The following is a 20,496-nucleotide window of genomic DNA, read 5'->3' as shown; positions in this document are numbered from 1 at the left end:
CACGCTGGAGCAAAAGAGGATTAAAGGACAAGGTTATGCTTTCGAAAACAACAGAATACGCCCTGCGGTCTATCGTGTACATCGCGATGGCCGACGAAGAGGGAAAGCGTGTAGGCATAAAGGAAATAGCGAACGAACTGGAACTGCCTGCCCACTTTATGGGCAAGATCCTGCAGGACATGGTGCGCAAAGGCGTGATCGCGTCCGTCAAAGGCCCGCACGGAGGTTTTTTCCTGCATCGCCCCGCCAATGAAATTAACCTGTTGGAAGTGGTACGCATTATTGATGGCCTAGAGGCTTTCAAGAAATGCGGCATGGGCATGAAGCATTGTTCTGACACACATCCTTGTCCGCTCCACGATGAGATAAAAGCTTACCGTAACCACCTGTTGCAGGTGTTCCGCGACAAGACCATACAGAGTCTGGTAGATGACGTGAAAACAGGAAAATATTTCATCAAAAACCAACCCGAACAAGTGCTGGATGGCAAAGCCTAAGGCATAGCTCAAACAACCCCAAAACATAACATGACAGCGACCCTGACACAGGGTGCCTTCTCTGAAAAATTCAGAGCCATGCACCCTTTTGCCCAAACCGAAGAGATTGCCGCCCTGCAGGAGGCGGTGGAAGAGATCCGGGAACTGAAGCGCGAGAAGAACGCGGTGATCTTATCGCACTTCTACATGTCGCCCGAACTGCAGGTGCACCACAACGATGGCGGTATAGCCGACTTTGTGGGCGACTCGCTCGGCTTGAGTGTAGCCGCTAAAAGCGTGGAGGCCGATAACATCATTTTCTGTGGTGTGAAGTTCATGGCCGAAACCGCCAAAATCCTGAACCCCGCCAAGCAGGTGTTGCTGCCGAGTTTTGATGCGGGTTGTTCGCTGGCCGAAAGCATTACCGGTGCCGATGTGCGCAAACTCAAGGCGCAATACCCGGGCGTGCCGGTAGTGGCTTACATCAACACCTACGCCGAGACCAAAGCCGAAGCCGACATTTGCTGCACCTCCCGGAACGCAATGGATATTGCCCGTTCCTTTGACTCCGATAGTCTGATCTTTTTGCCCGACCTGTTCATGGGCCGCAACCTGCAGACCCGCATCAAAGCCGAGACAGGCAAGGAACTGATCCTGTGGGAGGGCAAGTGCGAGGTGCACGAACAATTCACGCCGCAGCGCATCAACGGACTCAAAATGATGTACCCCGAAGCGCAGGTGCTCGTGCACTGGGAAGTGCCAGACGATACGGTAGCTGATGCCCTGACAGGAGCTGGCGGCGTGGTGGGCAGCACGTCCGATATACTTCGTTTTGTAGGTGAAAGTAAGTCGCGGCAGTTCATCTTGGGTTCGGAGTGCGACTTAGGCGCGACCTTGCGTGGTATGTATCCTGAGAAAGAATTCATCGTGCCCTGCATCAAGTGCCCGCACATGAAACAGATTACGTTGCAGCGCACCCTGCAGGCTTTGCGGGCCATCGGTACGGAGGCAGAACGGATGTATACCGTGGATCTGGCGGAGGATATCCGTCAGCGAGCCTTGCTGCCAATTGAGCGCATGTTAGCCTTTTCTTAAAAGATCATGAAAGTGCCAGATTTTGATTTCGTGGTGTTGGGCAGTGGGATTGCAGGGCTCACCTTTGCCCTGCAGGCCGCTGTCCATTCCCGCGTGCTGGTGCTTTGCAAAGCCACCCTTTCCGAAACCAACACGGCCTATGCGCAGGGAGGTATAGCCGCCGTACTCGACCCCACCGACTCTTTCGAACAGCACGTGCAGGACACGCTGGAGGCAGGTGCCGGACTGTGCCGGGAAATGGCCGTGCGTTTCATGGTGCAGGAGGCGCCAGATGCTATCCGCTGGCTGCAGGGTATGGCCATTGGTTTTGATGAAAGCGAATCAGGCGATATGGCCCTTGGGCTGGAAGGCGGCCACAGCCATCACCGCATTGTGCATGTAAAAGACCATACGGGCCGCAGCATACAGCAAGCCTTGGAAGAGGCGGTGCTGCGTCACCCGAATATCTCGGTGCAGGAACATCAGATGGGTATAGAACTACTCACTGATAACAGTGACTCCGGCACGTTTTGCTATGGCGTACAGGTGCTGGATCTGCACACACAGGAGGTAAGGTCTATACGGGCACAAGCGGTGGTGCTGGCTACCGGCGGCTCCGGACAGGTATACCAGTATACCACTAACCCCAGCATTGCCACCGGCGACGGACTGGCTATGGCTGTAAGAGCGGGAGCGGACATCCAAAACATGGAGTTCTTTCAGTTTCACCCGACAGCTTTATACCAAGCCAACGGCGAAGTCTTCCTGATCAGCGAGGCGCTGCGTGGGGCAGGAGCGGAACTCGTTCTGCCAGACGGTAGCCGTTTTATGCACCTGTACCATCCGCTTGGTTCGCTGGCTCCCCGCGACATTGTGGCCCGAGCGGTGCTCACCGAAATGCAACTCCACCAGAGTCCTTGTCTATACCTTGATGTGCGGCATCTACCTGCGGGTGAGGTGCGTCAAAACTTCCCTTCTATTTATCATAAGTGTACCACTATTGGCATTGATGCCGAAAAGCAACTGATCCCCATTGTGCCGGCGGCGCATTACCAGTGCGGCGGTGTGAAAACCGATCTAAGTGGGAGAACTTCCATTGACCGGCTATACGCCATTGGGGAAGTGGCCTGCACAGGGGTGCACGGGGCAAACCGATTGGCAAGCAATTCCTTGCTGGAAGGGGTCGTGTTTGCACGAAGTGCGGCAGAACATGCGACAGGTGAACTTTCTAAGCAACAAGTAACTATACCTGACTTAGCTATAGAAGAGGAGAGCGGAGGCACATTGTGGCTAGGTATGCGGGCGGAGATAGCGCGGAAGCGTGCGAAATTGCAAAAGCTACTCTGGGAACAGGCAGGTATAGTGCGATCGGTGAAGGGTTTGCTACGCTGTAAGGCCGAACTAGAAGCCATGCAGCGAAAAGCTAAAGGCATACGGGAACTCACTGGCATACACCAAGAAGTGCTGGAACTGCAAAACTTACTCACCGTAGCCGAACTGATAACAAACGCCGCCTTACACAGACGAGAGAGCGTTGGTGGGCATTTTGTGCAGGACCATGCAACTGAGATTGGTCATGCAGATTCCATCCTACAGCATAGCAATGCGCTGGTTCAACTGGCCAATGCAACGTAGCACTTTTTCCAGTGGAGAATCGGGCAATCAGGACACTTTTTGAGAATAGGGCCGTAGTGCGTATATTTAGCAAAAGAAATACGCGTGAAAGAACAAGACCATTCCGATAACCAGCATATAGACAGCGAGTCACGCTTAAAAGCCATCATCGAAACCGCCATTGACGGTATTATCACCATCGACAATCGTGGTATTGTAGAGTCCGTGAACCCGGCGGCTGCACATATTTTCGGTTATCAGCCGGATGAAATCATTGGCAATAACGTGAATATGCTGATGCCGGAGCCTGACCATAGTCTGCACGATACTTACATCGAAAACTACCACCGAACCGGTGTGGGGCAGATAATCGGCAAAGGCCGCGAAGTGCTGGGTAAGAAGAAAGACGGTGCCGTGTTTCCATTTCGGCTTAGTATCAGTGAGGTAAACCTGCATGACAAGCAGATATTTACAGGCATTATTCACGATATTTCGGAGCTTAAAAAAACTGAGGCTGCCCTGCGCGAAAGCGAGAGCCGCATCAACTCCATCATCCAAACCGCGGTGGACGGCATCATCACCATCGACACGCGAGGGGTTATTGAGATGATCAATCCGTCGGCCTGTAAGCTGTTTGGCTATGACGAGTCGGAAGTACTGGGTCGGAAGATCAATATGCTCATGCCGGAGCCGGATCGTAGTCTGCACGACAACTACATGCACCACTACCACGAGACGGGCGAAAAGCGTATCATCGGTATAGGACGTGAAGTGTCAGGCTTGAAAAAAGACGGGACGATCTTCCCACTATACCTGAGCATCAGCGAAGTGAAGCTGGCCGACCGTAAGGTATATACCGGCTTCATCCACGACATCACCCGCCAGAAAGTAACTGAAGAGCGTCTGCGTCGCTATGCTGCCGAACTGGAGCGCAGCAACCGCGAGCTGCAGGACTTTGCCTACGTGTCGTCGCACGACTTGCAGGAGCCTTTACGTAAGATTCAGGCCTTCGGCGACCGCCTCAAGATGAAGGAGTACGAAAACCTGAGCGATCAGGGGAAGGACTATGTGGACCGTATGCTCAACGCAGCCAACCGCATGCAGAACCTGATCAACGACTTGCTCACTTTCTCCAGAGTCACTTCCAAAGCCAAGCCGTTTGTTAAGACAGACCTAAACCAGATTGCGCGGGATGTAATATCGGATTTGGAGATCGCCATCGAGCGCTCCCATGCCAAAGTGGAGGTAGGGCCGTTGCCAACCATTCAGGCTGAGCCTACCCAGATGCGCCAGTTGCTGCAGAACCTGATCAGCAATGCCATCAAGTTCCGCAAAGACGAGGAAGATCCTGTGGTGAAGGTATATGCCAAAGAGTTGCAACTGAAAGCACACATGACAGCAACACCGGGCGACGAACTGATCGAGTTGCACATCGAAGACAATGGGATCGGCTTCGACGAAAAATATCTGGACCGGATCTTCAATATATTCCAGCGACTGGAAGGACAGAAATACGAGGGATCCGGCATTGGACTGGCCATCTGCCGTAAAATTGCCATTCGCCATGGTGGTGACATCACGGCCAAAAGCAAACCGGGAGAGGGTACGCATTTTATTGTTACCTTAGCAAAAACTCACCTGAAGGAATAAACGCCTATGAAATCGAATAGACCTATTGTGATTCTGATAGCAGACGACGACGCCGAAGACCGCATGCTCATAAAGGAAGCGCTGGAAGAAAACAGGCTATCCAACGCGATACAGTTCGTGGAAAATGGCGAAGAGCTGATGGACTACCTGCACAACCGCGGCAGGTTTAACGACAAGGAGAAATACCAAACGCCAGGCCTGATTCTATTGGACCTCAACATGCCAAAAAAAGACGGCCGCGAGGCGCTGAAGGAGATCAAAGCCGATGAGCACCTCCGCGTGCTGCCGGTGGTGGTGCTCACCACTTCTAAGGCTGAAGAGGACATCCTCCGCACCTACGATCTGGGTGTGAGCTCTTTCATCACGAAGCCCGTTACCTTTACCGCTTTGGTGGATGTGATGCGCACCTTGAGCAAGTACTGGTTCGAAATAGTAGAACTGCCCAAACCCTAGCAAGTTGAGGAGTTTGAGAGTTTAGAATTATGAATTTTGAGTAAATGAAAAGCGAAGCTCTATCATTTACTTAATACGATCCAACATTCTAAACCTATTACCCTACTCTTAGACTCCTTAACTCCCAAACTCTTTAACTCCCAAACTCAAAATATGCCTGACAGAATACGTGTTTTGCTGGTAGATGATGATGAGGACGACTTCATCATTACGCGGGACATCATGGACGACATACCCGGGCGCAACTATGTGCTCGAGTGGGCGCCGTCATTTAGTCAGGCGATCGACATTATCCGGGAAAAAAAGCACCATGTGTACCTTGTCGATTTCAGGCTGGGAGCGCACGATGGGTTGGAACTGATCACACAGGCGGTGAACGAAGGTATAACTGCTCCGTTTATATTGCTCACCGGCCAAAGCGACCGTGAAACGGACGAAAAGGCCATGCGGGCAGGTGCGCAGGACTATCTGGTGAAGGGCACTTTTAACCCCTTCGATCTGGAGCGCTCTATCAGGTATAGCATTGAGCATGCCAAGAGCTTGGCCGAGATACAGAAGCTCAACACTGAACTGGAACAGCGTGTAGAGGAACGCACCCAAGAACTGGCTACCGCTATTCATAATTTAGAAAAGGCCAACAAAACGCTGACGAAAGCACAGCAGGAAATATACAAGGCGCTACAGAAAGAAAAAGAACTGCATGAGTTGAAGTCACGTTTCGTAACCATTGCCTCCCATGAGTTCCGGACACCGCTTAGTACCGTGCTTTCCTCAGCCTCGCTTATCACCAAATACAAGTCCGCTGAGGACGATGATAAACGCCTCAAGCATGTCGGTCGTATCAAGTCGGCGGTACACAACCTGACCAATATCCTGAACGACTTCCTGTCCATCAGTAGGATGGAGGAGGGTAAGATACACAATGTGCCCAGCACCTTTGACTTGCACAGTTTTGCAGCCGAAGTGGTGGACGAAATGCAGGGATTTTTGAAGGAAGGGCAGCGCATCGATTACAAGCACGAGGGGGAGCAAAATACTGTATACCTGGACAAACAGCTGATGCGCAACGTGATGATCAACCTGCTGTCCAATGGCAGCAAGTACTCCGGTGAGAACAGCACAATATGGTTTACGACTGCCATCAAAGCCGATACCATCACCATGGTGGTGCGCGACGAAGGCATAGGTATACCGGATGAGGACAAGACACACCTGTTTACACCGTTTTTCAGAGCCCAGAACGTGACCAACATACAGGGAACGGGACTGGGGCTCAACATTGTAAAAAAATATGTAGAAATTATGGGAGGCGAACTTCGCTACGAAAGCGAACTGGGTCGCGGCACCACATTCACCATCACTTTGCCATATACCGCACAGATATGAAAAAGATATTGCTTATTGAGGACAACCAAGAGATTCGCGAAAACACCGCCGAGATACTCACGCTGGCCAATTACAATGTGATTGAAGCTGCCAATGGTAAGCTGGGTGTAGACATCGCTAAAAAAGAGCACCCCGACCTAATCATTTGCGATATCATGATGCCGCAGCTCGACGGGTACGGCGTACTGCACATGCTGAGCAAAAATCCGGATACGGCGAGCATTCCCTTCATCTTCCTGACTGCCAAGTCGGAGAAAGACGATTTCCGAAGAGGGATGAATCTAGGGGCGGATGACTACCTGACAAAGCCTTTTGACGACGTGGAGTTGCTTGACGTGGTGGAGATGCGCCTGAAGAAAAATGAGATCATGAAGGCGGAGTTCCAGCGCAACGTGCAGGGCATCGACAACTTTATACAGGAGGCGAAAGGCTATGAGGAACTGAACAAACTCATCTCCGAAAACCGCCGTGTGACAGTGTTCCGCAAAAAGCAGCATCTGTTCTCAGAGGGCAACTACCCGAGCAACCTGTACTTCCTGAACAAAGGAAAAATCAAAACTTATAAGTCGAACGAAGAAGGCCGTGAGTACATCACCTGTCTATACAAAGACGGAGATTTTATCGGCTATCTCGATTTGCTGGAAGAGAAATCCTATCGTGAGTCTGCAATGGCGCTAGAGGACTCAGAGGTATACATCATTCCCCGCGAGGACTTCTATACTCTGCTGTATCAGAACCGCGACGTGGCGGGCAAGTTCATCAAAATCTTATCCGATAATTTGGCTGACCGTGAGGAGCGCCTTTTGAAACTGGCTTATAATTCTGTGCGCAAGCGTGTGGCCGAGGCCCTGCTGTTTGTGGAGAAGCAATACAAAGAAGACCCGAACTACAAGTCAGAGGTTTCCATTACCCGCGAGGATTTGGCCAGCATTGTAGGAGCCTCCAAAGAAACGGTAATTCGTACCTTGGCTGATTTCAAAGACGAGAACCTGATCGATACGCGTGGAAGCAAGATTACCATTCTGAACTCTCAGAAATTAGAGCGTATGCGGAATTAAGAGGTTGACAGCATCCTTACCAGCTGTTGCTTTTACTTTTTCCACCTGATAAAGTGCATTGCCTAATCTCCGCACATTTGCGGAGATTAGCGCATTTATTCTCCGCAAACTCTTTTGCTCCTCCATCAAACACTGACATTTCTCCTGCCTGAAAGTGACTAAAGTCATATTTTTGCAGCCTAGCATTTAAGACCTTTGCATTGTATCTGAGAGAAAGACCATGCAAAACCAGTTCAAAGCCCTTACTTTATCTTACAAGCAAGCACCTATTGCCGTTCGCGAAGCCGTGTCGCTGAACGAGATCGGTTGCCGCAACCTGCTCGATAAGATAAATGAGTTTACAGACGCACAGGATGTGCTGGTACTCTCTACCTGCAACCGCACCGAGGTATACTACTCGGCTGCACAAGATCTTTCGCAGGCCATCATCAAACTGATTGCCATCGAGAAAGGCTTTATCGCGACCAAGGAGATCTCCACGTATTTCCAGAACATCACCGACCACCAGCAAGCCGTGCAGCATCTTTTTTATGTGTCGCTGGGCTTAGAGTCGCAGGTGGTGGGCGATATGCAGATACTCAACCAAGTAAAAAAAGCCTACCAGTGGGCCGCTGACGCCGACATGGCCGGACCGTTTCTGCACAGGCTGATGCATACCATTTTCTACACCAACAAACAGGTATTCAACCAGACATCCTTCTTCGACGGTGCCGCTTCTGTGTCGTATGCCACGGTGGAGCTGGTAGAAGAACTCACCAAAGGCATGGCTGACCCGCGTGTGCTCATGATCGGAGTGGGGGAGATAGGCGCGAATGTTTGCGATAACTTCGGCAAGTCGAAGATCAGCAACATCACCATCGCCAACCGCACGCACCACAAGGCACTGGAGCTGACTCAGAAGACTAATGCCCGTGCTATTTACTGGGAGAATGTGTGGGAAGAAATGGCACAGGCAGATGTGGTGATCTCATCGGTGCCGGGCGATTGCTTCTTTATCGGTAAGTCTGAAGTGGAGCAGATGGGTGTAACCGCACCGAAATTCTTCGTGGACCTTTCTATGCCGCGCAGCATTGACGCTGAGATAGAGGTGCTGCCAAATGCGCGTGTATACAACGTAGACAACATCCGGAACCGTGCCACCGAGGCGCTGACCATGCGTATGGCCGCTATACCGCAGGTTAAAGAGATCATAGCTCAGGAGATGGCTGAGTTTACCACTTGGACACGCGAAATGGCGATGTCACCGGCCCTACAGCAGTTTAAGAGCCGATTGGAGGAAATTCGTCAGCAAGAGCTGGCCCGCTACACCAAAAAGCTGGGTGACAGCGAGAAAGAACTCGTAGAAGCTATCACCAAAAATATCCTCAACAAGATTGTAAAACTACCTGCACTGGAACTGAAGGCAGCTTGCCAGCGTGGTGAGTCAGAGGCCTTGCTTGAAGGCCTGAGCGCTCTCTTCAATCTGGAAGAAAAGCAAGAGGCTTAGGCTATATCTAGTTAGCTATTCCTATTTGAGTATACACTAGCTATTAATTGTCAAACTGTCCCCTTGAGGGGACTATAGGGGTGTTGGAGGCATAGGAGAATGTGGAAGCAACAGCAACATTGAAGAGACTGCTACAAACACCCCTCTTACTCATCCCAAGAGGAGAATTTTCCTTCCAAAAATAAATCGAAGAAGCACTAGTAATACTTTATTGGGACTGAGGTAACTTTTAAGATATCTGGTACTCTAATACGCGCATCCCGTAAGCTCTGCTGCTGTTGCTGTCCATACTTGAAATTCTGCGAGGCATCCATCGCGGGCATGTCTTTAATAGACCTGTAGGCGACTGGCGGAGGTATAACAGGCAAGCGTTCACTTGGCTCTTCTGGAAGCTTCGTTCTCAAAATTGCCTGCTTTAAATCATATTCGGTAGCCCAAGGCATCACCTCCACTGTTGGCAGCGTAGTGCTCTTTTCTGTTAGCCTGATACTGAGTGTTAAGTTACTTTCATTGGTGTTAGCAGGCACTGTCAGGTATAGCTTTTCATAACCCAGCGTGGCAAAAACCACGGTGTCGCCTGCCACAACCGGCAACGAGAAATAGCCGCTCTTTCGGGTATGCGTGCCCCGCGTTGTACCCGGCACATACACAGCGACTCCTTCCAATACAATAAGGCTATCACCGGCAACAACCTGACCTGAGAATTGCACAACGTGTTTGTGAGTAGCAGGCTGGTTCTGGCCTATTGCCACCATGCATGGTAGCAGGAGACATAGCAGCAAAGCAGAGAGGAGTACAGCGTTTCTTTTCATACAGAGCTAATAAGCCGACAGTGTTATTGCCTTACTGTTACATAAGCGGCCAGACGCCCACCAACGCCTTTTTCCCAGTTCCCTAGACTTGCTTTTCTGGAGTAGAAGCTGCCACCCAATGCCGCGCCGTAGATAAAGATATACTTCTCGTGATTGCTGTGTTCAGGCAGATATTCTATGCCCAGAAAAAAATCCTCATCCACTACCAAGCCATACTGCTCCAGCGGTATAGTGACCCAGCCTTGGGTAAGAGGAAGTCGCTTGATAATGCTTTTCTCAATCAGGCGCTCTCCCGGCATACCTGCCACATTTTTATACAGGTTGATGCGAAACGAAGCGGAGTCACGTTTGATGCTGCGCAAGTATACAGTGGCAGATATTATCTCGGAGGCTTTATTGTTAAGGTTGATATACTTGCCCAGTTCAGAGATATCCTCGGAGTGGACCGTTTCGGCAGAGCCGTAGAGAAAGGGATTGCGCGAGGTGGTTCCGAACTTCTTGATTTTGGAGGCCTTGTTGCTGATCACTACTTCGCGCAGTGTGGTTATTTTTTCACTGAGATCAAACTCGCTCATACGACTGGAGAGGATGGATGATATGGGCAGTGAAATCTCGTTATACCCAATGGCCGAAAAGGTGAGTGTGTCGTGCCGGTTTTCCTCTTTCAGGTTGAGCGTGAAACTGCCGTCGGGCCGCGTCGCCGTTCCTATGTTTTTCTTTTTGATGCCGATGTTCACGTAAGGTATAGCCTCTTGCTTTTCGGCGGTTTTAACAACGCCTTTTAGCTGCAGGACTTGCCCGTAGGTGGTAGAGCCGATAAGTAGTAAAAGTAAAACTAGCACGAATCGTGAACAGACTTTCTTTGGCATAGCATGTTTGTGTTAATAGCCTATGCTAAGAAGAGCCCAAAGCGGTAACATAGGTTGCAAGCGATGCAACAAAAGGTTAGTTGTGGCGGGAGTTGATCAGGGTTATGACTTGTTTAACAGATGTTTAACACAAGCAAGACGGGTATAAATTATGCAAAGAAAGCGGGCGGGTACATCACGGTGCCGCGTATACCTGCCAGTCCGTTTTCGACCAGTTCTACAGCCATGGCGTTTGCTTCGGGCACTTCGAAAGGGAATTTGATGCCAAAAGTAGAGGCGGGCTTGTAGCCGAAGCGGGGGTAGTAGTTTTCGTGCCCTACCAGAATAACAGCAGTATAGCCTAAGCTTTTGGCGATGCGATGCGCTTGTTCTATGAGCATGGCGCCTATACCTTGCCGCTGGTACTCAGGCAGCACTGCTACAGGAGCCAGCGAAAGCGACTCAAACTCCTGCTGCTCGTTCCGGATTTTAAGCTTCGTCAGCAAGATGTAGCCAACAATTTTTCCCTCCTCCTCAGCCACCAGCGACAGCTCAGGTATAAACGCATCAGATTTGCGCAGGCGCTCCACCAAAAACTGCTCGGTATGGTCGCTTATTTCCAGATCGCTGAAGGCATGCTCCACCAGCGTAAATACAGCGGGGTAGTCAGCGGGTTGCTCTTGGCGTATTTGGATGGGCATGGTAAATTACGTTAACGTACTGGGCTCTGCAGTGGCGCATTTACCGTAAAGATTTTGTTAGCAACAATATTATTAATTTTCAGAGAGTTCTCTTTCGCCCGTTTCTTCGGGTGAAAATCTCGCTATAAACATCGGTACTAAAATACAAATAACTCCGATGATTGATTTCAAACCGAAGTCCGCAATAAAATTCATTCCAACTAGGTATAATCCGCAAACCACAAAAATTATATTATTAGGTTTTTTGTTCCAGTTAAATCCACCAACTAAATATGCAATTCCGATTAGAGTAAACATTGCAACGTTAATAATTACATTCGTTTCTTCACTATAATTTAGAAACCAATTTGATGTTTTGGCGATTAAAATGATACCAATTAAGACTCTAAAAATTAATATTAGCGATTTTTTCATTGCTTTTATTATGTTAAGATATTTTAGCCAATTCACGGGAAAGCGTAACCAGACGGTTGTTGATAATTTATACAAATACCATGGTGCACTTAAGCCTATTTCAAACCAGCCCCACCAAGCACTTCCAGCACCTGACCTTTCTGCGGACTTCCTGCCAACAGGGGCATAGCTTGGCCGATCAGTTCGCGCACGCCGGGTACTTGCAGAGAGTTGTCGTGGTCATCTTTGCTGTCCCATACCTCCGTCACCCAAACACCATCCGGAGTATTCTGATCCAAGCTTACAAGGTATAGCTGGCAACCCTTTGCGTTTGAGACCAATCTGGAAGCTTCCAATAGGATCTGGGCTAGCTGTTCGCCGTTCCCGGCAGTAGCCTGTAGTTTTCCGTGCAAGCCGTATTTGTTCATAGGGTAGTGTCGTTTTAAAGGGATGAGGTATAAGCCCTATACCAGAGCGCCGGTATTTATACCTGTCAGTAATGCTCACACAATATAGTAATTCTCTATATAACTGCTGCATCTCAGACTTTTATCGCATCATTTAAGTTGTATCACCGCTATACCTGCTCATTTTATACCGGCCATTACATTGCATTCCCCGAAAAGCTTTCTAAATTCAAATCATTCAAAAACCTGTCAGCATGAAAAGAATTTCATTTCGAATGATACGGAAACGGTCGCTATACCTTGGTTTTATTTGTTGTATCACTATGGCGTCTTGCGCAGGCAATAGGCAGGTAAGTAAGCAAACCAGTATGATAGAGAAGATACTTGAAAACAAACCCGAACAGTTTAAAACCATACTCGACAATCTAGGCAGGTATAGACTCCAGATTCTGTATACCCAGATAGACCGCGACGAGCAGAACCAGCCGCACTTTACCTCCTATACCTACCGCGTTAATCCACAGGAGTACTTTTATCCGGCCAGTACCGTGAAGCTGCCCGGTGCCGTAGTGGCGCTTGAGAAACTCAATGAGCTAGGTATAAACCGACTCGACAAGTACACGCCGCTGCAGGCAGACAGCGCCTACGCCGGTCAGAGCCCTGTGCGTGGCGACAGCACTTCGGCCGATGGGCAGGCTTCCATTGCGCACTATATCAAAAAGCTGTTCTTGGTGAGCGACAACGATGCCTACAACCGGCTCTATGAATTTGTGGGACAGCAGCGTTTGAACCAAAGTCTGCACCAAAAAGGGTTTAAAGATGTACAACTGGTGCACCGTCTCGATATCTTTCTGAGTCCGGATGAAAACCGACATACCAATCCCTTCCGGTTTTACAAAAATGGCCAAGTGATTTACGAGCAGCCACTGGTGAACAACCCGATTCCGTTCAATCAGGCCCAGTTCGATGGTATGCTTGGAAAGGGCTATATCAAAGACGATTTGCTGATGGATGGTCCAATGGACTTCACAGCCAAAAACTACATTTCGATTGAGGCGCTGCAGGGTATACTCAAAAGCGTGTTATTCCCGGAGTCAGTACCAGCTGAGCAGCGCTTTAACCTGACCGAGGACGATTATAACTTCCTCTACAAATACATGAGCATGCTGCCCCGTGAGAGCGACTACCCGTCCTACGACTCAAAGGAGTACCCGGACAGCTATGTGAAGTTCCTGATGTATGGCACCTCAAAAGAAACTATACCTGATAACATCCGCATCTTCAATAAAATCGGCAATGCTTATGGTTTCCTGATCGACAACGCCTACATCGTCGATTTTGATAATAATGTCGAGTTCCTATTGACGGCGGTGATCTTGGTGAACGAGAATGAGATCTTCAACGATGGCAAATATAAGTACGACACGGTAGGCTATCCTTTTATGAAAAACCTAGGCCGTGCTTTCTATGAGCACGAACTCAAACGAAAAAAAGAACACTTGCCCAATCTGCAGAAGTTTAAAATTCAATATTAGCGAGGCGTATTGAAATCTGGCCTCATTTAATTTCTTAGAAACAAAGAAGCCGATCTAAGCTAGCAGATCGGCTTCTTTGTTATAATCCAAGAGATCAGAAATTGTAGTCTAGATGTCTTTCTAACTTCTAAACTTTCTAACTCTTAAACTTTAAATGTCCCACCACAGTCTTTCAGAAAGCACTGGCGAATCTGGTGTGTTGGGGTTCTTGCTGGCCTCACCCTGAGGGTATGCCACTCTGCGGATGAAGGTTGGGATGTCGGCCCCAACTGGCAGCGTGAAGTCAGCATACTGGTAGTCGTAGCGTCTGGCATCCACCCATGCTTCGGCATTGAGGTATGTGACTACATACTTCTCTTTAAAGATCAGGTCGAGCGTCAGGTTGGCGGCACCAACACCCACGGCTGGGTTGTTGAGGTAGGCGTTGCGCTCGCCTTCCGGCACACCCAGCTTGTTCATATGCGCTGTTATACCTGCTATGTAAGCTGCGTATGCCCGATCACGGTCACCGGCTCTGAAGGCGGCTTCAGCCTCTACAAACTTCATCTCGGCATAAGAGACGATAATAATAGGAGAGAGGTCGCCAGTGAGTGGGGAGTTGCGGGAGATGTATACCTCATCACGATCCGTGTTGTTTCTCGGACCTACATTGCCTACACCGTTTGGCGTACCTATGTAAGGGTCTAATGAGAATTTAGGGTCGGTCGGGTCGGTGATGCGTGACAAGCGCGGGTCCACTACGCCATAGGTCGTGCCATTGAGGTGGTCTACGAACTGTTCCGACAGCCAGCCGCCCAACACCAGCTGCGTGTTGTTCTGTGCTATCTGGGCCCAAGGGTTACGTACGGCGAACACATCCATGTCGGCATCATCGGCATTGGACTGTAAAGAGTTGTCAACGGCAGTCAGCACGGCGTTAGGGTCATAGCTGGAAAGCTTGCTTACTTTATTGAGCATACGCGCCTTAAAGGCATAAGCCGTACGGATCCACTTGGTCTTATCGCCACCATGTATTAGGTCGTCTTCGTCCCGCAGGGGAATTCGTGAATCTGTTTTGTTGAGCTCGGCTATACCTTCGTCGAGCAGGCGCATGGCTTCAGCATATAGATCCTGAGCGGGGTCAAAACCGGGAGTAAGCGTTGTATTGTCGAATGCCTGCGAGTAGGGCGCATCGCCCCAGTGGTCAATTATCAGATTGAGGTGGTAGGCCATCATAATGTTAGCCACGCCCACATAGTCAGATGCGCCTTCTTCCAGACCTTTCTGCTTCATGTCGTAGATGTCGGCCATCGCCAGATAGATCGCATCCCAAGTACCGGTAAGGTCAGTTACTTGATAGGTATCTGTGCCGTTGCCGGCTACCGGGCTGGCTACATACTGCACGTAAAAAGAAGTGGTGGCGGCAATCCGCTGGCTGTTCAGTCCGGTTTTCTGGGTGGTGGTGGAAAGCATGGCATTGAGCGGAGGGTTCGACACCAAGTTAGGGTTCTCGTGCAGGTCGAAGTAATCCTCGCAGCTTTGCAGGCTGAGCGAAGCCCCTATCATCATAAAGGCAAGCGCATATCTATATATCTTTCTCATGTTCATTCTTGATTTTAGAATCCTACATTCAGCGTAATCAGGTAGCTTCTCACAGCCGGGTAAGTGAAACCGGCAAAACCGGTCACGTTGCTACCGCTTGGAGTGGAGCTGTTCTCGGGGTCAAAACCAGAATATCTGGTCCAGAGCCACAGGTTGTTGCCAGTGAGTGCCACCGAGCTGTTGCGGATAAAGTTATTCTCAAACAAACTGCTTGGCAGGGAATAGCTCAGGGTCAGGGAGCGCAATCGCACCCAAGAGGCATCCTCCACAAAGTTCTCAGAAACACCGCGGTGGAAGCGGCGGTAGAAACCGTCTCCGTAATCTTCGCCGTCAGGTCCCACGCCTTGTCCGAGCCATACTTGCTTGGTGTTAGGTGTTCCGTCTGCCAGCACACCTTCAAAGACTCTGGTATCGTTTCGGTCTTCCGTGTATTCTGCTATACCGAAGGCGGAGAAGAAGTTACCCATCTGGTTGTATTTCTCATGACCCCACTGGGCATCAAACAAGCTAGTCAGGCTCAGCCCTTTGTAGGAGAGGGTGTTGGTGAAACCGCCAATCCAGTCAGGCATTGAGTTGCCCAATACTTTCTGGCTGGTGAGTGGAGCGCGTACCGGGAAACCATTTTCTCCGATGACAATTGGCCGGTCTTTATCGATAAACAGCGGATCCTCTTCAGCCCCGCCGTAATAGCGCTGCCAGTGCGAGCCGTAAATATTACCGTATGGCTGGCCAGGTATCAATTTCATGGTAACAGTAGAGCCTACGTAACCAAACTGAGAGGCGTACGGAATCTCGTCCAGCCCTTCCCGTATACTCAGGATCTTGTTACGGTTAGCAGAGAAAATCAGCTTGGAGTCCCAAGTGAAATCCTGCGTCTGAACAGGTACCGCGTTCAGGACAATCTCAACGCCTTTGTTTCGCATCTCGCCGGAGTTGACTGCAGCCCGCACAAAACCCGTGGTAGAGGCCACGGCGATATTGATGATCTGGTCCTTGCTCAGCGAGTAGTAGTAGGTAAAGTCAAAGCCCAATCGGTTGTTCAGGAAAGACATCTCTAAACCAGCCTCATAGGTATCAGTGAATTCCGGACGCAGATCAACGTTGCCCAGCAGCGCAGCGCGCGTGAAACCGGTATAGCCTGTCGGCAGTCCATTGTAGGAGGCGAAGCCGGAGGAGGTGGCATACTCTTCGGCATCCTTGCCTATCTGGGCATACGATACTCTGAGCTTACTCTGGTTGATGAATTCCGGTAGCTCCAGATGCTCGGAGAACACATAGCTCAAACTGGCCGAAGGGTAGAAGAATGAGTTGTTCGGCTTTCGGAGCGTTGACGTTACGTCATTACGGCCGGTCAGGGTCAGGAAAAGGAAGTCTCTGTAATCGAAGGTAGCCTCCCCAAAAAAGCCCATCAAGCGGTACTCTCTTAAGTTTTGTGTGGAGGTAAGCAGACGCGCGTTTGGCAGGAAGAACCAGTCATGTACGGTAAGCTCATTGCCGAACACGCCAAAGCTTTTTATACGTCTATCGTACAGTTCGTGTCCTAAGCGCAGCGTAGCGTTAAAGTCCTCACCAAAACTTTTGTTTAGGGTAGCCAGGAAGGTAGAGTTAATGGCCCGGAACTTCTCGGTATACTCACCTACGAATCCCTGTCCGTTATCTTCATATACCCGCTCATCTGCCACACCCAATGGACCAGGGGCGGTGCGAGTGCGGTCATCGTTGTACGTGTCAAGGCCTACGCGGTAGCTGAGGTCGAGCCAGCTGGTTGGGGTATAGCCAAAGCTTAAGCCGCCTATGAATCTGTTTACATCATCTTCCAGCCGGTTAGTGGCGGCTCCGTATATCGGGTTGTTGTTGCCGTAGGTGTTCATGGTGCCGTCCGGCTTCCGGAAATCCGTCACATCCCAGCGTGGAGACCAGTAGCTCAGACTCTCATTAAAGCGGTCTGCATTGTAGCGGGCTCCGCCGGAATTTGTGTAGTTAAAGTTGGCACCGGTTCTTACTTTTTCGCTGATTTTAACCTCTGCGTTAAGACGGGCTGAGGTATTGCTGAAGTCAGTGAATGGCAGCACCCCCTCATGCCTGAGGTGGGAGATAGAGGATAGGAATGTGATGGCCTCGTTGCCGCCTGAAAAGGAAAGAGAGTTGCGGAATTGATGCCCTGTTTCGTAGGCGTCTCTGAAGTGGTTGTAAAGCCCGTCGGGATGGGTCGGATCCAGCTGTCGGGCTTCTGATACCGTCGGACCCCACGATGGCCAGAAGCTGGTCGGGTCATACACGCCTCGGTAGCCTTGGGTATAGGTATCCTGAATATCCGGGAATTTATTTACCTCCTCTAAACCCGCCGTACTTGTAAAATTCACGCGCAGGGCTCCTTGCTCGCCCCGTTTGGTGGTAATGACCACAACACCGTTAGCACCTCGCAGACCATACAGCGCTGTTGCAGCGCCACCCTTCAGCACGTTAATGCTTTCTATGTCATCCGGGTTAATGTCAGCGAGGCGGTTGCTCATACCCCTGAGTTCGGCTCCAGCTCCCACAGTTGAAGTACTATTGTCCATTAGGACGCCGTCAATCACGAAAAGCGGCTGGTTGTTGCGGGTCACGTCGATGGAGTTTATACCTCTGATCTGGATGTTGGTGCCCTGTCCGGGAGCGCCGCCTGTGCTCGAGATGGTAGCGCCGGCCACTTTGCCCTGCATGGCATTCAGAACGTTGGGCTGGCGGTGCTGTGTTAGCTCTGCCGACTCCACGGACTGTGCGGCATAGCCAAGGGCCTTCTTCTCTCTTGTGATACCGAGTGCCGTCACCATTACTTCACCCAACTGTTTGGCATCTGTTGCCATTACCACGTCTATGGTGCTCTGGGTGCCCACCACCACTTCACGGGTTTGGTAGCCCAAAAAGCGGAATACAAGAGTCGCGTTATCGTCAGGCACCCGTATTTGGTAGTTGCCATCGGTGTCGGTGGCCACACCGGTGGTTGTGCCTTTTACGGCCACACTGACGCCCGGCATACCTGTGCCGGTGTCATCCGCTGTTACCCGGCCGCTAACTTCCCGCTGCTGCGCAAGGGCGCTCGATGCGAAGCAGCCTAGAAGTAGAAACATGATTAGTGTAAAGGTGTTCTTCATAGTATTTCCATTTAGTACCTGATGAAAAATAATAAGGGTTTATATGATAGTAATGAAAGCTTTTCATGTTCTGCTGATCGTGGTTTTTCAGCGCGCCCTTTTACACTGCTCCTACCTGCGCCTAGTGTTAATTACCTTCTGAATACTTAATTAGCTCAATTTAGTTGTATATGAAATTTTGACAAATAAGTTTCATTTTTTTGTTAGTAAAAACGCAAATATCCAAAAATGATATAGATAATTAAACTAATATATGCTTGTTTATTGGGAAAGTAAACTAAAAACTGCAAAAGTTGGCAATAGGCATTCGCTCTAAAGTATAAATGAAGTTTTGGGACCTGACCGATGAGAATAGGATAATTTAAAAGAATTTTATTTGTATAATCCTAGTATTGATTACCTCCGTACAAAAGGCAAAACGTTATGCTATGAAATATGCTTTGATTTTACAGACCGATTTTCAAAATCCAACCTACTGGGTATGTTATGGGTTATCGGGCTCCCTGCGACGGCTCCTGCTGCAAAACAAGTGCTTCGATCCTTCGGCTAAGCTATACCTTGACAAGCACTCTCATCGGGGCAAGCCACTCGAGCAGGTGGAGTTGCCAAGTTGCGCCAACGGTGTTTTTGCGCCCTTTATCATCTGCAAAATAGAATGGCATCCGGGGCTGGCGTATAGGTTTGAGCTCTGATTAGGGATCTTATTTGTAGCACGAGGGTAGAAACCGTAAAGGGGAAAGCAGGGGCGGACCAAGTTGAAATGGAGTCGCAGATATGCCCTTTATTGTATATTTACGTATATAAGTCTATGGAAATCATTATCATAGCATCGGTTATAGTGCTCTATGCTATCGGTTACTTTTTGTACTACGTGTATGGCAAGGATAGCAGAAGGAGCAAACGCAAACGTAGGTTCTACGACCATTTCTGGCCCTAAAAAAACAGGCTGCCCCGGATAACCGAGGCAGCCTGTCTGCATTATTTTGTAGGAAAAGTCCGCTTATGCATGCACTTTTTTCTGCAGTGCGGCTATCTGTTCGTTGAGTTCCGCCACTAGGTTCATCTCCGTCTGCAGCTCACGCTTGATTTTGATCTCGCGCTCGCGGGCGTTCTTCTTGAAGTCGGCGAACTCATGGTCGATGTCGTCAAACTCTTTCTTTTTCTGGTCTGTCACCTTTTTGCTGCTCTTATACTGGGTATAAATCACACCCAAGGCAATAAGCAGAAGGGCAATGATGGCTGTGTTGATGATCACATATACCTGCTTATGAATTGGGATGCCTAGCACATGCAGGTTATTTACGGCGTCTTCGCTCTGCTGCACGGCCGCTTCCTTTTCGGCATTGTCAAGCTTGAGGGCTTCGATCTGCTTTTCCTGCTCGTCTATGCGCGCACGGGCAGTCTCCAAATCGCCGCGGGTTGCGTTCAGGTCTTTGGCCTGCTTCTGCTCGGTCTCTTTTATAGTAGCCTGCACGCTCTGCCAGAAGGAGTTGAGCAGACTGACATTCACAACCTTATACTCTCTATTGCCTTCCATGTAGGAGTTGGACTTGGACTTGAGGTCATTGAACTGCCCAGACAAGGCAGTGGCTGACTTGTTCTCATTGCTAGCAGTTCCCTGCGCCTGCACTGCTGGTGCCGCCACGGTCAGCACGATCAATAAGGAAAGAAAGAATGCTTTCATGTTGTTTTTAATAATGGTAAAAGTTGAATTGCGGTAAATATAAAAATAATATTTTTTTAAGATAGTCGATTAGTGAATTTTGTGCTTTTTTCCAAAAACCTTTTTACCCTAACTTAAAAAGTTAATCTTTTATTGCCAATCGGGCCCTAAAAAGGCGCTAAACATTCGTTTCGCTATACCTTGCACAATGCCCATATGCAGGCT

Annotated in this window: 18 protein-coding genes; 10 read left to right on the top strand and 8 right to left on the bottom strand. The window is 49.6% G+C overall.

The features are described 5' to 3' along the window. Positions 1–35 precede the first annotated feature (35 nt). The 8 genes from Q1A04_RS03785 (at position 36) to hemA (ending at position 9,197) form a co-directional block, all read left to right on the top strand. The gene (locus tag Q1A04_RS03785) at positions 36–497 is read left to right on the top strand and encodes an Rrf2 family transcriptional regulator (RefSeq protein ID WP_299701408.1); all 462 of its coding nucleotides are present in this window, start codon (positions 36–38) and stop codon (positions 495–497) included. Between the two features lie 30 nt (positions 498–527). Further along, positions 528–1,571: a quinolinate synthase NadA gene (gene nadA / locus Q1A04_RS03780; RefSeq protein WP_299701405.1), complete on the top strand. Its 1,044-nt coding sequence runs from the start codon at positions 528–530 to the stop codon at positions 1,569–1,571. A 6-nt stretch (positions 1,572–1,577) separates the two neighbouring features. Then, entirely contained in the window at positions 1,578–3,185 is a 1,608-nt protein-coding gene (nadB, locus tag Q1A04_RS03775; RefSeq protein ID WP_299701402.1) for an L-aspartate oxidase, read from the top strand. A gap of 84 nt (positions 3,186–3,269) precedes the next feature. Next, entirely contained in the window at positions 3,270–4,814 is a 1,545-nt protein-coding gene (locus tag Q1A04_RS03770; RefSeq protein WP_299701399.1) for a PAS domain-containing sensor histidine kinase, read from the top strand. 6 nt (positions 4,815–4,820) lie between these two features. Next, positions 4,821–5,267, top strand: coding sequence for a response regulator (locus tag Q1A04_RS03765; protein WP_299701396.1), 447 nt, complete (start codon positions 4,821–4,823; stop codon positions 5,265–5,267). 153 nt (positions 5,268–5,420) lie between these two features. Beyond that, positions 5,421–6,653 (top strand): hybrid sensor histidine kinase/response regulator, encoded by a 1,233-nt coding sequence (locus tag Q1A04_RS03760; RefSeq protein ID WP_299701393.1) that lies wholly within the window; start codon positions 5,421–5,423, stop codon positions 6,651–6,653. Next, positions 6,650–7,711, top strand: a complete 1,062-nt coding sequence (locus tag Q1A04_RS03755) for a response regulator (protein ID WP_299701390.1) — start codon at positions 6,650–6,652, stop codon at positions 7,709–7,711. Before Q1A04_RS03760 ends, Q1A04_RS03755 begins: the two co-directional genes overlap by 4 nt. Positions 7,712–7,931: 220 nt before the next feature. Beyond that, complete coding sequence (gene hemA / locus Q1A04_RS03750) at positions 7,932–9,197, top strand: glutamyl-tRNA reductase (protein WP_299701387.1); 1,266 nt, start codon at positions 7,932–7,934, stop codon at positions 9,195–9,197. Positions 9,198–9,394: 197 nt separating this feature from the next. Here hemA and Q1A04_RS03745 read toward each other — a convergent pair whose 3' ends face one another. The 5 genes from Q1A04_RS03745 to Q1A04_RS03725 form a co-directional block, all read right to left on the bottom strand. Further along, the gene (locus Q1A04_RS03745) at positions 9,395–10,009 is read right to left on the bottom strand and encodes a carboxypeptidase-like regulatory domain-containing protein (RefSeq protein ID WP_299701384.1); all 615 of its coding nucleotides are present in this window, start codon (positions 10,007–10,009) and stop codon (positions 9,395–9,397) included. 23 nt (positions 10,010–10,032) lie between these two features. Then, positions 10,033–10,878 carry a carboxypeptidase-like regulatory domain-containing protein gene (locus Q1A04_RS03740; protein WP_299701381.1) on the bottom strand — a complete coding sequence of 282 codons (846 nt, stop codon included), beginning with the start codon at positions 10,876–10,878 and terminating at the stop codon, positions 10,033–10,035. Positions 10,879–11,027: 149 nt separating this feature from the next. Beyond that, the gene (locus Q1A04_RS03735; RefSeq protein ID WP_299701378.1) at positions 11,028–11,558 is read right to left on the bottom strand and encodes a GNAT family N-acetyltransferase; all 531 of its coding nucleotides are present in this window, start codon (positions 11,556–11,558) and stop codon (positions 11,028–11,030) included. Positions 11,559–11,630: 72 nt separating this feature from the next. Further along, entirely contained in the window at positions 11,631–11,972 is a 342-nt protein-coding gene (locus Q1A04_RS03730) for a hypothetical protein (RefSeq protein ID WP_299701375.1), read from the bottom strand. Positions 11,973–12,067: 95 nt separating this feature from the next. Further along, positions 12,068–12,379 carry an antibiotic biosynthesis monooxygenase family protein gene (locus tag Q1A04_RS03725; RefSeq protein ID WP_299701372.1) on the bottom strand — a complete coding sequence of 104 codons (312 nt, stop codon included), beginning with the start codon at positions 12,377–12,379 and terminating at the stop codon, positions 12,068–12,070. A gap of 347 nt (positions 12,380–12,726) precedes the next feature. On the opposite strand from Q1A04_RS03725, the gene Q1A04_RS03720 reads away from it, so the two are divergent. Beyond that, complete coding sequence (locus Q1A04_RS03720; RefSeq protein ID WP_299701369.1) at positions 12,727–13,893, top strand: serine hydrolase; 1,167 nt, start codon at positions 12,727–12,729, stop codon at positions 13,891–13,893. Between the two features lie 150 nt (positions 13,894–14,043). On the opposite strand, the gene Q1A04_RS03715 is transcribed toward Q1A04_RS03720, so the two are convergent. Together Q1A04_RS03715 and Q1A04_RS03710 are read right to left on the bottom strand one after the other, a co-directional pair. Continuing rightward, positions 14,044–15,474: a SusD/RagB family nutrient-binding outer membrane lipoprotein gene (locus tag Q1A04_RS03715; protein ID WP_299701367.1), complete on the bottom strand. Its 1,431-nt coding sequence runs from the start codon at positions 15,472–15,474 to the stop codon at positions 14,044–14,046. Positions 15,475–15,488: 14 nt separating this feature from the next. Continuing rightward, entirely contained in the window at positions 15,489–18,584 is a 3,096-nt protein-coding gene (locus Q1A04_RS03710; RefSeq protein WP_299701364.1) for a SusC/RagA family TonB-linked outer membrane protein, read from the bottom strand. Between the two features lie 452 nt (positions 18,585–19,036). Here Q1A04_RS03710 and Q1A04_RS03705 point away from each other — a divergent pair, with 452 nt between their 5' ends. Next, the gene (locus Q1A04_RS03705) at positions 19,037–19,300 is read left to right on the top strand and encodes a hypothetical protein (protein ID WP_299701361.1); all 264 of its coding nucleotides are present in this window, start codon (positions 19,037–19,039) and stop codon (positions 19,298–19,300) included. Between the two features lie 308 nt (positions 19,301–19,608). Here the strand turns inward: Q1A04_RS03705 and Q1A04_RS03700 are convergent, their stop codons facing one another. Next, the gene (locus Q1A04_RS03700) at positions 19,609–20,292 is read right to left on the bottom strand and encodes a hypothetical protein (RefSeq protein ID WP_299701358.1); all 684 of its coding nucleotides are present in this window, start codon (positions 20,290–20,292) and stop codon (positions 19,609–19,611) included. Between the last annotated feature and the right edge of the window lie 204 nt (positions 20,293–20,496).

It is taken from the genome of uncultured Pontibacter sp. (assembly GCF_947499215.1).
In the GTDB taxonomy this organism is placed as follows: Bacteria; Bacteroidota; Bacteroidia; order Cytophagales; family Hymenobacteraceae; genus Pontibacter.
Note: the sequence above shows the minus strand (reverse complement) of the source record. Positions and strands in the feature narration are given on the sequence as shown.